10 protein-coding genes are annotated in these 14141 nt (G+C 62.4%); 7 read left to right on the top strand and 3 right to left on the bottom strand.

Going from position 1 to position 14141, the window contains the following annotated elements; all coding sequences use genetic code 11:
• Window positions 1-81 precede the first annotated feature (81 nt).
• On the bottom strand, window positions 82-1107 hold the full coding sequence (coxB, locus tag PLANPX_RS23820) for a cytochrome c oxidase subunit II (RefSeq protein WP_152101133.1): 1026 nt from the start codon (window positions 1105-1107) through the stop codon (window positions 82-84).
• A 279-nt stretch (window positions 1108-1386) separates the two neighbouring features.
• Between coxB and PLANPX_RS23815 the strand changes: the two genes are divergently transcribed.
• The 7 genes from PLANPX_RS23815 (at window position 1387) to PLANPX_RS23785 (ending at window position 11916) form a co-directional block, all read left to right on the top strand.
• Window positions 1387-4041 carry an MGH1-like glycoside hydrolase domain-containing protein gene (locus PLANPX_RS23815; RefSeq protein WP_152101132.1) on the top strand — a complete coding sequence of 885 codons (2655 nt, stop codon included), beginning with the start codon at window positions 1387-1389 and terminating at the stop codon, window positions 4039-4041.
• A 1-nt stretch (window position 4042) separates the two neighbouring features.
• The gene (gene glgX, locus PLANPX_RS23810; protein WP_152101131.1) at window positions 4043-6091 is read left to right on the top strand and encodes a glycogen debranching protein GlgX; all 2049 of its coding nucleotides are present in this window, start codon (window positions 4043-4045) and stop codon (window positions 6089-6091) included.
• Between the two features lie 228 nt (window positions 6092-6319).
• Entirely contained in the window at window positions 6320-7870 is a 1551-nt protein-coding gene (locus PLANPX_RS23805) for a GMC oxidoreductase (RefSeq protein WP_152101130.1), read from the top strand.
• A 123-nt stretch (window positions 7871-7993) separates the two neighbouring features.
• On the top strand, window positions 7994-8761 hold the full coding sequence (locus tag PLANPX_RS23800; protein ID WP_152101129.1) for an SDR family NAD(P)-dependent oxidoreductase: 768 nt from the start codon (window positions 7994-7996) through the stop codon (window positions 8759-8761).
• Between the two features lie 564 nt (window positions 8762-9325).
• The gene (locus PLANPX_RS23795) at window positions 9326-9829 is read left to right on the top strand and encodes an ATP-dependent zinc protease (RefSeq protein ID WP_152101128.1); all 504 of its coding nucleotides are present in this window, start codon (window positions 9326-9328) and stop codon (window positions 9827-9829) included.
• Complete coding sequence (rimK, locus tag PLANPX_RS23790) at window positions 9826-10728, top strand: 30S ribosomal protein S6--L-glutamate ligase (protein ID WP_152101127.1); 903 nt, start codon at window positions 9826-9828, stop codon at window positions 10726-10728. Before PLANPX_RS23795 ends, rimK begins: the two co-directional genes overlap by 4 nt.
• Before the next feature lie 162 nt (window positions 10729-10890).
• Window positions 10891-11916 carry a succinylglutamate desuccinylase/aspartoacylase family protein gene (locus tag PLANPX_RS23785; RefSeq protein ID WP_198421808.1) on the top strand — a complete coding sequence of 342 codons (1026 nt, stop codon included), beginning with the start codon at window positions 10891-10893 and terminating at the stop codon, window positions 11914-11916.
• Between the two features lie 131 nt (window positions 11917-12047).
• Here PLANPX_RS23785 and PLANPX_RS23780 read toward each other — a convergent pair whose 3' ends face one another.
• Window positions 12048-12830, bottom strand: a complete 783-nt coding sequence (locus PLANPX_RS23780; protein WP_152101126.1) for an SDR family NAD(P)-dependent oxidoreductase — start codon at window positions 12828-12830, stop codon at window positions 12048-12050.
• A gap of 169 nt (window positions 12831-12999) precedes the next feature.
• The gene (locus tag PLANPX_RS23775) at window positions 13000-14031 is read right to left on the bottom strand and encodes a galactitol-1-phosphate 5-dehydrogenase (RefSeq protein ID WP_152101125.1); all 1032 of its coding nucleotides are present in this window, start codon (window positions 14029-14031) and stop codon (window positions 13000-13002) included.
• Between the last annotated feature and the right edge of the window lie 110 nt (window positions 14032-14141).

Here is a 14141-nt window from a genome sequence, read left to right as displayed (position 1 = left end):
CGCGAAGGCGCAAAGGGGATTGCATGCCGAGTTGTTTTTCTTTGCGCCTTCGCACCTTTGCGTGAAATATTTAATGGAATCTCACTTCAGTGTGCGTAGATACTCCACGATTTGGTTCTCTTCTTCCGTGCTCAAACCAAACGCCGGCATCAGCACGCCTGGCTTGATTGTGTGCGGATCGTGAACCCACTTGCGTAGGTTGCTCCGTGAGTTCGGCACTTGCCCGGCCGCAATCGTCTCGCGGCTCATTAAGTGCGTTAGGTCGGGCGCTCCGTCGCCTTGGGCGGCCGTGCCGCTCACGCGGTGGCAGTTGACGCACGAGTTGGCGAGGAACGTCGCTTTCCCCTCGGCGACGGCAGGATCTTCGACCGCGGGGGCCGTCTCGTTCGCCAGCCAAGCCTCGAACTCCGCCGGCGTTTCGGCCACGACGCGAAGCATCATGTTCGCGTGCTGGGCGCCACAGTATTCAGCGCACTGGCCGAGATAGAGCCCCGGCTGCTCCGTCTCGAACGCGAGCAAATTGCTCCGCCCCGGAATGAGGTCGACCTTCCCACCCAATCGCGGCACCCAAAAACTGTGGCACACGTCGCCCGATTGCAGCGTGAGGTGGACGGGGCGTTGCGTCTCGCCGTCGCCGACGGGCATGTGCAACTCGTTCGCCGTGATGAAGTCGAGCTTCCGGCCGTCGTAGCTGTCGTAGCGATACTCCCACCACCATTGATGGCCGATCACGGTGACGAACAACGCTTGGTCCCCCTCGCGCGGTTGGACGGGGGCAGCTTCGACCTGCCAGAGCGTCCGCGTGGTGACGAGCACCAGGAAGAAGACGATCATCGTCGGTGCGGCGGTCCAGGCGATTTCGATCGGTTCGCTGCCGTAAACCTGGGCCGGCTCGCCGGGGGCGTCGTTCTTCGCGCGGCGAAAACGCCACACGGAATAGAACAGAATTCCTTCGACGACCAGAAAGATGATGCCGATGATCGCCAGGGCGAGAATGGCGAGATCAACGATCCAACCAGCCTGCGGCGAGGCGGGAGAGAAGATCGACACGTCGGCCATCCGTCCTTCGACGGCTGCCAACAGCATCGATAGTCCATTCGCATCCACTGCAACTCTCCGACAACGTCGCTGCTTCCCATGGCGACGCGGCCCAGTATATCGCGAATGTCCGGCGTCGTCATCCGGTTATTCTTGGCCGCGCGTAAAGTTTGCCGCATCTCGATAGGCAGCGTGCGTGGCGATGCGGTATTCTTTCGCGAAGACAATTGAAGCCACCGGCTTTGCCGGTGGACGCGTCGCAAGTGAGCGACCACTGCAATTCGTCCACCGGCGGAGCCGGTGGCTTTGATGTTCGCTGCCAGGTCGTTGACGAGGAAGTAACGAGCGATGTCCAGCGCCGAACAAACGAGACTCGATCAGTGCAACGCCGGCGAGGGCGAATGGCGGCGGTGGGGATCGTTTCTGAGCGATCGCGCTTGGGGTACCGTGCGCGAAGACTACAGCGCGGACGGCGATGCTTGGAATTACTTTCCCCACGATCACGCTCGCAGCCGCGCGTATCGCTGGAACGAGGATGGCCTCGGCGGCTTCTGCGACGATAAGCAGCATCTGTGCCTCGCCGTCGCCTTGTGGAACGAGAAAGATCCGATCCTCAAGGAGCGGATGTTCGGTCTCAGCAATCCGCAAGGGAACCATGGCGAGGATGTGAAGGAGTACTACTTCTTCCTCGACGGGACGCCGACCCACTCGTATATGCGGATGCTCTACAAGTATCCCCACGCGGCCTATCCCTACGATGATCTGGTGAAAGTTAACGGCGAACGGAATCAACTGCAGCCGGAGTACGAGCTGTTCGATGCACTGGAGGCCGACTTCCGTGCGAATCGCTACTTCGACGTGACGATCGAGTACGCGAAGGCGAGTCCCGAGGATATCCTCTGCCGCATCACGGCGGTGAATCGCGGGCCCGACGCGGCGCCGCTCCATATCTTGCCCCACTTGTGGTATCGCAACCGCTGGTCGTGGGAGGTTGGCGCCGAGCGGCCGGCCATCCGCGTCGCCGGGCCGATGGCGGCGTACACCGATGCCAAGGTGCTCGGCGAACGCTGGTGGTACGTCCGCAGCGGCGATAGTCGGCCGGTCGATCTCTTCTTCACCGAGAATGAAACGAACTTCGAACACCTCGGCGAAGGGTCGAACCGTTCGCCGTATGTGAAGGACGGCGTTAATGAGCGCGTCGTTCACGGCAACGCCGCCGCGGTGCATGATCGCCAAGGGAGCAAGCTTGCCGGGCATATTCGGTTCGACATTCCCGCGGGTGGGACGTCGACGGTCGAGGTTCGGTTTCGCGCTGAACCGCATGCGGCGCCGTTTGGCGACTTCGACCAGATATTTACAACGCGGCGAAGCGAAGCGGACGAGTTCTACCAAACGACCTTGCCGGCGAAGCTCGGCCCCGACGAACGCGCCGTCGCGCGGCAAGCGTGCGCGGGGCTGTTGTGGTCGAAGCAGTTTTATCACTTCGACGTCTTCCGCTGGCTCACCGGCGACGAACCGCAGCCCACTCCGCCCGCCGAGCGGTGGCATGGCCGCAACCATCGTTGGAAGGAACTCCACAACGCAGAAGTGATTCTCATGCCCGATACTTGGGAGTACCCGTGGTACGCGAGCTGGGACTTGGCGTTCCACTGCATCGCGATGGCGCGGATCGATCCGTGGGTGGCGAAGAACCAACTGCTGCGGATGGGATACGAGTGGTACCAGCACGCCAACGGCCAGTTCCCGGCGTACGAGTGGGACTTCGACGACGTGAACCCGCCGGTGTCGGCGTTCGCTTCGTGGCGGGTCTACCAGATCGAGAAGGAAACGACCGGCCATGGCGATCTCGAGTTCCTGAAGGAGATCTTCCAGAACGAGATGCTCAACTTCGCCTTCTGGGTGAATCGTAAGGATAGCGGCGGCCGCGATATCTTCGGCGGCGGATTCCTGGGAATGGATAACATCGGCTGTTTCAATCGCGATACGCCGCTGCCTAACGGCGAGGTCCTTGAGCAGAGCGACGGCACGAGCTGGATGGCCCAGTACTGCATCGCGATGCTGACAATCGCCGCGGAACTGGCGAAGTACGATCCCTTCTACCAGAACATGGCGCTGAAGTACTTCGAGCACTTCCTCTACATCGCCCACGCGATGACGAACATGGATGGGCAGGGAATCGATCTGTGGGACGCGGAAGACCGATTCTTCTACGACGTCGTGCTGATGTCGGACGGCACGACGCACGCGCTGAAGATTCACTCGATGGTCAGCCTCGTGCCACTGTTCGCCGTGTTGACGGCGGAGCCTGATCGCTTCAAAGGGCTCGACCTGTTCGTCGAACGGGCGGGCTGGTTTCTCAAGCATCGGCCCGACTTGCTGCGCAACGTCGCTCCGGTGGCGATTCCGGGGCCGAACAACTCGCGGTTGATGGCGATTCTCACTCGCGAGCGGCTCACGGCGATTCTGCATCGGATGCTCGACCCGGCGGGGTTCCTGTCCGATTACGGCGTTCGTTCGCTCTCGAAGTATCACCTCGACCATCCGTATGTGCTCAAGGCGGAGGGGCGCGAGTTTGTCGTGAAGTATCTGCCGGCCGAGTCGGATAGCCGGCTGTTTGGCGGGAACTCGAATTGGCGCGGGCCGATTTGGTTTCCGGTGAACTACATGATCGTGCGGGCGCTCCATGAGTTTTGGCGGCACTTCGGCGATGACTTGAAGGTCGAGTTCCCGACCGGTTCGGGCGTGATGAAGAACCTCGACGAGGTGGCGTCGGAGCTTTCGGCGCGGCTGGCGCAGATCTTCCTGCCCGATCGCAGCCACGGCGGACGGCGACCGGTGTGGGGCGATAACGAATACTTCCAGACCGATCCGAACTGGCGCGACCATATTCCGTTCCACGAGTATTTCAATGGAGACACCGGGGCCGGGGTGGGGGCGAGCCATCAGACGGGATGGACGGCGCTAATCGTGGCGCTGCTGTTCGAGTATGGAGGGCGGCAGTGAGATGAATGGCGCCACGCCAGGGCGAGCGGTTCCGATTGGCGCCACGGTCGACGCCGCGGGGGTGAACTTTTGTTTGCACGCAAAGCATGCGACCGGCGTGACGCTGCAGCTGTTCGCGGCGGCGGGCGATGCCAAGCCGGCGCGCGAGTTCGTGCTCGATCCGGTCGCGAACCGCACGTACGACTACTGGCATGTCCATGTGGCGGGCGTCCAGGCGGGGCAGCTGTATGGTTACCGCGTCGCTGGGCCGAACGATCCCGCCCGCGGTTTGCGGTTCAACCCCGCGAAGCTGCTGCTCGACCCGTACGCCCGCGCGACGGCGAACCTCGCGAACTATCAGCGGGCCGCGGCTTGCGGCGGGGCAGGAGAGAACGCCGCCGTGGCGCTGAAGGGCGTCGTCGTTGACCCCGCGGCCTACGAGTGGGCGGGAGATCAACCGCTGCAGCGGCCGTACGTCGATTCGATGATCTACGAGTTGCACGTCGCGGGGTTCACGAAGCATCCCAACTCCGGCGTCGCCGCGACGCAGCGGGGAACTTACGCGGGGCTCGTCGAGAAGATTCCCTATTTGCAGCAGCTTGGCGTGCGGACGGTCGAGCTAATGCCGGTGCAGCAGTTCGATCCGACCGATGCCCCCAGCGGCGTGAATTACTGGGGCTACCAGCCGGTCGCTTGGTTCGCGCCGCATGCGGGCTACAGCTCGCAGCAGACGCCGCTCGGCGCCGTTGATGAGTTTCGCGATCTGGTGAAGGCGCTGCACCGCGCCGATATCGAGGTGATTCTCGACGTGGTGTTCAATCACACCGCCGAGGGAGACGAGCGCGGGCCGACGTTCTCGTGGCGGGGGATCGATAACGAGGCGTGCTACATTCTCGACGCGAACGATTTGTCGAAGTACGTCGACGACACCGGCTGCGGCAACACGGTTAACGCGAACAGCCCGGTCGTGCGGCGGATGATTCTCGATTGCCTGCGGTACTGGGTGACCGAGATGCACGTCGATGGGTTTCGCTTCGACCTGGCGGCGAGCTTGTCGCGGCGCTGGGACGGCGCGCCGCTCGAGCGGGCGCCGATCTTGTATGACATCGAATCCGATCCGGTGCTCGCCGGGACGAAAGTGATTGCTGAAGCGTGGGACGCGGGCGGGCTGTACTGCGTCAGCGACTTTGCGGGCGATCGCTGGGGCGTCTGGAACGGACGGTACCGCGATAACGTGCGGCAGTTCGTCAAAGGCGACGCCGGTCAGGTGGCGACGCTCGCCGATTGCCTCGTCGGCAGTCGCAATTTGTTCCATGAAACAGATCGCAATCCCGATCGGAGCGTGAACTTCATCACGGCGCACGATGGGTTCACGCTCAACGATCTCGTCTCGTACGATGCGAAGCATAACGAGGCGAACGGCGAGCAGAGCGCCGACGGTTCGAACGATAACTACAGTTGGAACTGCGGCGTCGAAGGGCCGACGGACGATGCGGCGATTGAGTCGCTCCGCCGGCGGCAGGCGAAGAACTTCCTCGCCATTCTGTTCCTTTCCGAAGGGCGGCCGATGCTGCTGATGGGGGATGAGGTTCTTCGCACGCAGCGGGGGAACAACAACGCCTATAGCCAAGACAACGAGCTGTCGTGGTTCGACTGGGACGATGCGACGCGGCATGCAGGGATGCTGCGGTTCACGCGGGAGCTGATTGCGTTTCATCAGCGGTCGTCGTTGTTTCGGAGCTGGGCGTTCTGGGGCGAACCAGGGGCGCCGCAAATCACCTGGCATGGCGTGCGGTTGAACGAGCCCGACTGGGGCGCTGATTCGCATGCCGTGGCGTATGAATTGACCAGCCCTGACGGGGCCGAGCATTTGTATGTGGCGCTCAACGCGTACTGGGAGCCGTTGGAGTTCGCGCTGCCGCCGTTGGCTGCTGGTGCGCAGTGGCGGCGGCTGATGGATACGGCTCGCGAGAGTCCGGATGATTTGTGCGTTCCGCCGGCGCCGATCTCCGCAGGGCAGACGAGTTATCGGTGCGAAGCGCGGTCGTCGGTGGTGTTGATCCGTGCGTAATGGAGTCCGTTGTTGAATGCGAAGAACTAGGGCGTGAGTGCCACTGGCATCCTGCCAGTGTTGAAGTGCCGAGCGAGTTCCCGCTTCTGCACTGGCAAGATGCCAGTGGCACCCCGTGAAAATCCCCAATAATCGGCAGCTCGTTATTAATCGCTAATCGTGACCTACATTTGTGCCTAGCCAAATCCCTCCCCTAGCCCCTCCCTTTAAGGGAGGGGGAGAATCGCCATGGCCGAACAGTACGACGTTATTATCATTGGCAGCGGGGCCGGCGGCGGGACGCTCGCTCGCCATCTCGCGCCGTCGGGCAAGAAAATCTTGCTGCTTGAACGCGGCGATTGGCTGAAGCGCGAGCCGGAGAACTGGAGCGCCGAGGCGGTCTTCATCGACAACCGCTACGTCTCGAAGGATGTCTGGTACGACAAGCGGGGCAAGGCGTTTCAGCCGGGCGTCCATTACTTTGTCGGCGGTGCGACGAAGATGTATGGCGCCGCGCTCTATCGGTTGCGGGCCGAGGACTTTGCCGAACGGCAGCATCAAGACGGCGTCTCGCCGGCGTGGCCGATCAGCTACGACGAGCTCGAACCGTACTACCAGCAAGCCGAGGAGATGTACCACGTTCACGGCGCGCGCGGCGAAGATCCGACCGAACCGCCGTCGAGCGGGCCGTATCCCCATCCGGCCGTGTCGCACGAGCCGCGGATCCAGAAGCTGGCCGACGACCTCGCCCGTGCCGGCTACCATCCGTTTCACTCGCCGTGCGGCATCATGCTGAACGAAGCGCAGCTGGCGTTCAGCCACTGTTGCCGCTGTATCAATTGCGACGGGTTTCCCTGCGTATTGCACGCGAAGAGCGATGCCGAAACGCTCGCCGTGCGGCCGGCGCTGGAGTTCCCGAACGTCACGCTGCTCACCAACGCGATGGTCGACCGGCTGGAGACGAGTGCCGACGGTCGCCAAGTGACGCGGGTCGTCGGCACCCACGAAGGGAAGCCGGCGGAGTTCACCGGCAGCATTGTCGTCGTCTCGTGCGGGGCGGCGAACTCGGCGAAGCTGCTGCTCCGTTCGGCCAACGACAAGCATCCGCGCGGGTTGGCAAATGGCTCCGACCAAGTGGGGCGGAACTACATGTTCCACAATAGCCAGGCGGTGCTCGCGCTGTCGAAGGAGCCGAACCCGACGATCTATCAGAAGACGCTCGGGCTGAACGATTTTTACTTCGGCATGCCGGGGTACGAGTTCCCGATGGGGAACATTCAGATGGTCGGCAAGTCGCAGGCGCCGATGTTCCGCGGCGAGAAGCCGATCGAAACGATGCTCGCGCCGCAGTGGTCGCTGGAGATGATTGCGAAGCACGCGGTCGACTTCTGGCTCTCGACCGAGGACTTGCCGCGCGAGGAGAACCGCGTGACGGTCGACGCCGCGGGGACGATCACGCTCAGCTACACGCCGTCGAACACGGTGGCGAAGAACAAACTGTACGAGAAGCTGAAATCGATGCTCAACCAGCTCGACATGCACGACCATTTGATTCCCCGCAACTTGTACATGAAGAACGAAATCGACTTGGGGGGCGTCGCGCACCAGGCAGGGACGTGCCGGTTTGGGAGCGATGCGAAGACCTCGGTCCTCAACGTCAACTGCCAGACGCACGAGGTCGATAATTTGTATGTGGTCGACACGAGCTTCTTCTCGAGCATCGGGGCGGTGAACCCGGCGCTCACGGCGATGGCGAATGCATTGCGGGTGGGCGATCACTTGCTGCAGCGACTTGGTTAAAAATCTGAACAACACCTTTCTCTTTCTTTGCGCCTTCGCGCCTTTGCGTGAGATCTAAAAAGATATGTCTCACGCAAAGGCGCGAAGGCGCAAAGGGGGGACCGAGAATAGAAGGATTGATTGATGAATCTTAAAGGCAAAGTCGCTGTTGTTACGGGTGGGAATAGCGGGATTGGGTTGGCGATTGTCGAGGAGTTGGCTCGGCAGGGGGCCAGCGTCGTTATTGATTACATCGCTCATCCGGAGGCGACGGCGGCGCTCGAGAAACAGCTGGCTGGGCTCGGCGAACAGGCGATTGGCGTTGAGGCCGATGTGAGCAAGGTGGCTGATCTCGAGAAGCTGGTCGCCGCGGCGGTGGCGAAGTTTGGACGGCTCGACGTCATGGTGAACAACGCCGGCGTCGAGACGCGGACGAGCGTGCTCGACACCACCGAAGCGCAGTACGAGAAGGTGCTCGACATCAATTTGAAGAGCGCCTTCTTTGGGACGCAGGTCGCCGCGAAGCAGATGATCAAGCAAGGTTCCGGCGGGCGGATCATCAATATCACCTCCGTTCACGAAGATTGGCCGATGCCGGGTAATACGGCGTACTGCCTTTCGAAGGGAGGCATGCGGATGCTCACCCGCACGGCCGGCCTGGAACTGGCGCCTCACAATATTTTGGTCGTGGGGGTAGGTCCCGGCGCCGTAGCGACGCCGATCAACACCTCGACGATGAACGATCCGGCGCTGCTGAAAAAACTTGACGACGCGATTCCGCTCGGCCGGATGGCCCAACCGAGCGAGATCGCCAGCGTCGTGGCGTTCCTCGCCGGGGACGGGGCGAGTTACATCACGGCGACGACGATTTTTGCCGACGGCGGGATTATGCAGAGCAGCCCAGGGCTGTGAGGTTCTGGGAACAGCTGAAGATTGCAACACAGAGGACACAGAGAGCACAGAGAAGAATGAAGGAGAGGAACGGAGCGCTGTCCGTTGCCTTCCTCTGTGAGCTCTGTGTTAAATGCGTTTTCCAGTAGTAGCTGAACTAGGTTGGAGACTGCTGCCAGATGTGTCGTGTCGCCTCGTGTCGCGAAGTCGATATTTGGCGACAGAATGTAAGTCCTTGCTGCAAAGGGGTTTGAGTTGCGTTTTGGGTGTCTTTTCGTGGTTTGAGGCGACAGTTAAGCGTCTGTTGGGGGGCGACTGGGATTGAAGTGTTCGAATGCGCCGGGGGCGGGACGCCCCGGCTCGCGGCGCGCAGCATGAGCCCCGTCACTTGTGTGATCGTTTGTTCAGTGTCTCAGGGTAGGTGGCCGAAAGCAACACGAAAACCGAGATTCTCAGTCGTGGGAGCGGACTTGTGGGGAAGGCACGATCGCTTTCCAATAGCCGCCTGAACAGCAGGACGACTGAACACGACGGCAGGCGTACGCCTGATCAACCGACCGCTTCAACCGGAAACTCGGCATCGCCATGACGGCGCCTCATAAACCATCTAAACCGACCGTCGGCTGGCGCGAATGGATCGCGGTGCCAGCCCTGGGGATCGACGCCATCAAGGTGAAGATCGACACGGGCGCCCGCAGCTCGTCGCTGCACGCGTTCGACCTCGAAGAATTCGAGCGCGACGGGGCCCGCTGGGTGCGGTTTGTGGTTCACCCCCTGCAGCGAGATGCGAAAACCACGCTCCAGGCCGAGGCTCCTGTGCTAGAGTTTCGCCATATACGGAGTTCTAACGGCCACACGACTCATCGGCCGGTGGTTCGGGTCGATATCGAGGTCGACGGCCAGCGCTGGCCGATTGATCTGACGCTCGCCGCTCGCGATGAGATGGGATTCCGCATGCTGCTCGGCCGGGAAGCGGTGCGCGGGAAGTTTGTCGTCGATCCGGGCCGTTCGTATGTTGTTAGCCAGCCGCGCGTTTCGAAAACATCGTTGAAGAAGCCAGCTAAGAGAAAGAAACGGAGATCAGAATGAGGATCGCCATCCTGTCGCGGCGACCGTCGCTTTATTCGACGACGCGACTGAAAGAGGCGGGCAAGAACCGCGGGCATGAAATGTCTGTGGTCGATTACCTGCGCTGCTATATGGACATCACCTCGCGGCGTCCGCAGGTGATTTACCAGGGCGAGCCGCTGAAGGTCGACGCGGTGATTCCGCGCATCGGCGCCTCGAACACCTTCTACGGCACGGCCGTGGTGCGGCAGTTCGAAATGATGGGCGTGTTCGTCGCGAATGAGTCGCAGGCAATTAGCCGCTCGCGCGACAAGCTCCGCAGCTTGCAACTGCTGGCCCGCGACGGTGTTGGGTTGCCGGTGACGGGTTGTGCGCACTCGACGAAAGACATCGACGGCGTGATCAGTCTCGCCGGCGGCACGCCGCTGGTGGTGAAGTTGATCGAAGGAACGCAAGGCGTCGGCGTGATTCTCGCCGAGACGAAAAAGGCGGCCCAGGCAGTTATCGAGGCGTTCCGCGGACTCGACGCGAACATCCTCGTGCAGGAATACATCAAAGAGGCGGGCGGCAGCGACGTGCGCTGCTTCGTCGTCGGCGGCAAAGTGGTGGCGAGCATGAAGCGGCAAGCGGGCCCCGGCGAGTTCCGCTCGAACCTGCATCGCGGCGGCACGGCGGAGAAGGTGAAGATTACGCCGGAAGAACGTTCAACGGCGGTTCGCGCTGCTCGCACGATGGGGCTGAACATCTCCGGCGTCGATGTGCTCCGTTCGAATCATGGCGCTGTGGTGATGGAAGTGAATTCGTCACCGGGGCTCGAAGGAATTGAGAAGTCGACCGGCGTTGACGTGGCGGCGAAGATTATTGAGTTCATTGAGAAGAATGCGAAGGCGGGACTGCAACGGGATAAGGGGAAGGGGTAGGGGAGTAGCGAGTTTCGGGTAGCGAGTTGCGAGAGCAATCGATGCGTTGGCTTCGTCATCGCAACGATTGAAATCTCGACTCAGCGAAGGCTTGCGGCAGCCTTCTTTAACTCGCAACTCGTCGCTCACAACTTATAGCTAGTAATTTCTCAAGGATGAGCCGTGGCTAAAGTTAGCAATTTGCCGATCGAAGTCGCCGGGGTGTTTGTGAACCCGGGCGAGCGGCGCCGGATTGAGATTCCGGTCGCGAAGCTGCCGACGGGGACGAGCCTCACGCTGCCGATTATGGTAGTGAACGGCGCCAAGCCGGGGCCGACCGTGTGGATCAGCGCGGCGGTTCATGGCGACGAGGTGAATGGCGTCGAGATCATTGGCCGCGTGCTGGAGAAAATCGCTCCGCGCGAGCTCGCCGGCTGTCTCATCACCGTACCGATCGTGAACGTGTTCGGGTTCAACGCCCAGTCGCGGTATTTGCCTGATCGGCGTGATCTCAATCGTTCGTTTCCCGGTTTGGAGCGAGGATCCGTCGCGGCGCGGCTCGCGTTTCTGTTCATGCAGGAAGTGGTGCTGAAGTGCCAGTATGGGATCGACCTGCATACGGGGTCGAACCACCGGACCAACTTACCGCAGATTCGCGCGAACTTGCATGACGAGGAGACCCGGCGATTCTCGGAGGCGTTCGGGGCGCCGGTGATCATGCATGCCGGGGCGATCGACGGGTCGCTGCGGAAGGCGGCGACTGATGCGGGGATTCGCACACTGGTGTACGAAGCGGGCGAGCCGTTGCGGTTCGACGACGAGGCGATTCAGCTCGGTCGCGACGGCGTGCTGCGGGTGCTGCAGGCGCTCGGCATGCGGGCGACGGCGCCGCGGCCGCGGACGAAGCATTCGGCGCTGATCGCGAAAACTTCGTGGGTGCGGGCGTTCAACAGCGGCATCTTGCGGCTCGACGTGAAGCTCGGCGCGAAGGTGTCGGCGGGGCAGCAACTCGGCATGGTGGCCGACGCCTTCGGCGACGATGCGGCGCCGCTGATTGCCGCGGAAGAGGGGATCGTCATCGGCCACACGAACAACCCGCTCGTGCAGCAGGGCGAGGCGGTGGTTCACCTGGCGACGATGGCGCCTGACGGCAGCGAAGCGACGCTGCCGGAAGTCGATCCTGAAGGCCGGCCGGTGGTGGAACCTTAGAGATTAACTGCCTATTCTGTATTTCTTCGCGCCTTTGCGTGAGATCTTAAAAGACATGTCTCACGCAAAGGCGCGAAGGCGCAAAGGGAATGCAGAGTGACTGTTGCTGCGTGCTGTCGTCGCTCAGGTTCTTACAGCTTGATCTTCACCGGCCCGCCGGAGATGCCGCCGTCGACGAGGAGCGTTTGGCCAGTGACGTAGGCGCTGGCGTCCGAGGCTAAGAACACGATGGCGCCTTCGAGGTCGTCGGGTTTGCCGGGGCGCTTCAGGGGGATGCGGTCGGTGAGATAGTCGACCCAGCCCTCTTGTTCGTAGAGGGCGCGGTTTTGGTTCGTCTTGAACCAGCCCGGGGCGAGGCAGTTCACGGTGATGCCGTGAGCGCCCCAATCGTCGGCGAGGCTCATCGTCAGCTGCTTGATGCCGCCGCGGCTGGCGCCGTAGGGGCCGAGGCCGGCGTAGCCGCAGACCGAGGTGACTGAGCCGATGTTAATGATGCGGCCGTAACCGCGCTCGACCATGTGGCGGGCGATGCCTTGCGCGACGAAGAACGAGCCGCGGAGGTTCGTGTCGAGGATCAGGTTCCAATCGTCCCAGGTGACTTCGAGCGCTGGCTTGCGAACGTTGCAGCCGGCGTTGTTCACCAGGATGTCGATCTTGTCGACCGCGGCGAGGGCGGCTTTGCACATCGCCTCGATGCTGTATTGATCGCGGACGTCGAGTTCGAGCGGCAGGATTTGCCGGCCCATCGCTTCGATCTCGTGGCAGAAGGGCGTGAGGTCGGCGGCCTTCCGGCTGGTGACGATGAGGTCGGCGCCGGCGCGGGCGAGGGCGCGGCCGAAGATTTGGCCAAGGCCGCGGCTGGCGCCGGTGATGAGAGCCGTTTTGCCGGTGAGGTCGAAGTTGTCGGTGCTCATTGAAGTTGCGAGTTGCGGGTTTTGAGTTGTGAGTTTTGATTAGCCCCCGGCTCTTCAAGCCGGGGGGAGTGGTGCGTTTCGGCGTGGGTGGTTCGTCGTTTCGTTTTTTTTCTGGCTCCCTCCCCCTCAAGGGGAGGGGACCACAAAATTCAATATGTACATATCGGCGTCACGGCGTGACGACGACTTTCATGAGGCCCGGTTCGTGGGCGTAGAGGCGTTCGAACCACGCCGGTGCGTCGTCGATCGAGATTGCGGCGCTCAGCAGCGGGCGAACGTCGACGGCGCCGCTCGCCATCAGGTCGATGCACTCGGGGTACTCGCCGCTTGAGGCGCAGGTGCCGTGGAGGGTGAGCTCGCGGGTGACGACGGTTTGCAGCGGCAGTTCGATCGTCGGCGAAACGTTGCCGACCAGCGTGACGTGGCCCCCTTTGCTCACCGAGTTGACGGCAGTTTGCACGGTGGGCGTGGCGCCGACCGCTTCCCACGCGGCAGCGACGCCGCGGCCGGCAGTGAGTTCAAGGATCGCTTTCGTCGCGTCGACTTGCTTGGCGTTGAACACGTCGGTGGCGCCGAACTTCTTGGCGAGGGCCAGGCGATCGTCGTCGACGTCGACGGCGATCAGCCGCCGGCAGCCGTAGTGGCGCAGCACTTGCACGATGAGCAGGCCGATCATCCCCGTCCCAACGACGACCACGTTGTCATCTTTTTTGGGAACGGCCCGCTTCACGCCGTGGACGGCGACCGACACAGCCTCAATAAGGGCGGCATGTTCGAGCGGCAGCGAATCAGGCAGGCGGTAGAGAATGTGGGCGGGGACGGCGACGAACTCGGCGAAGGCGCCGTGGCGGCGGTAGTCGCCGCACGAGACGCCGAGAACTTGGCGGTTGTCGCAAAGGTTCACGCGGCCCGCGCGGCAGTAGCCGCACTCGCCGCAGTAGACGGTCGAGTCGAAGGTGACGCGCTCGCCGACGTGGAAGTCGGCGACGCTCGAGCCGACGGCTTCGATGACGCCGGCGGCTTCGTGCCCCATCACCAACGGCGGAATGCGACGGCCGGTCGAGCCGTCGTAGCCGTGGACGTCGCTGCCGCAGATGCCGCAGGCGCCGACGCGGACGAGGACTTCGTTTGGAGCGATCTCGGGCGTCGGCATCTCGACGACGCTTAGTTTGCGATACTCGCTGAGGAGCAGGGCCTTCATCGGCGTGGGCGGCAGGAGTGGGAAGGGCAGGGGAAGGGAGCCCTTCAATATAGCCGGAGGGGAACGCCATGCGGGAGTGCGGCGCCTGGCGGGTGGGGATTGCGACGCCT

The organism is Lacipirellula parvula, assembly GCF_009177095.1.
Taxonomy (GTDB): domain Bacteria; phylum Planctomycetota; class Planctomycetia; order Pirellulales; family Lacipirellulaceae; genus Lacipirellula; species Lacipirellula parvula.
Note: the sequence above shows the minus strand (reverse complement) of the source record. Positions and strands in the feature narration are given on the sequence as shown.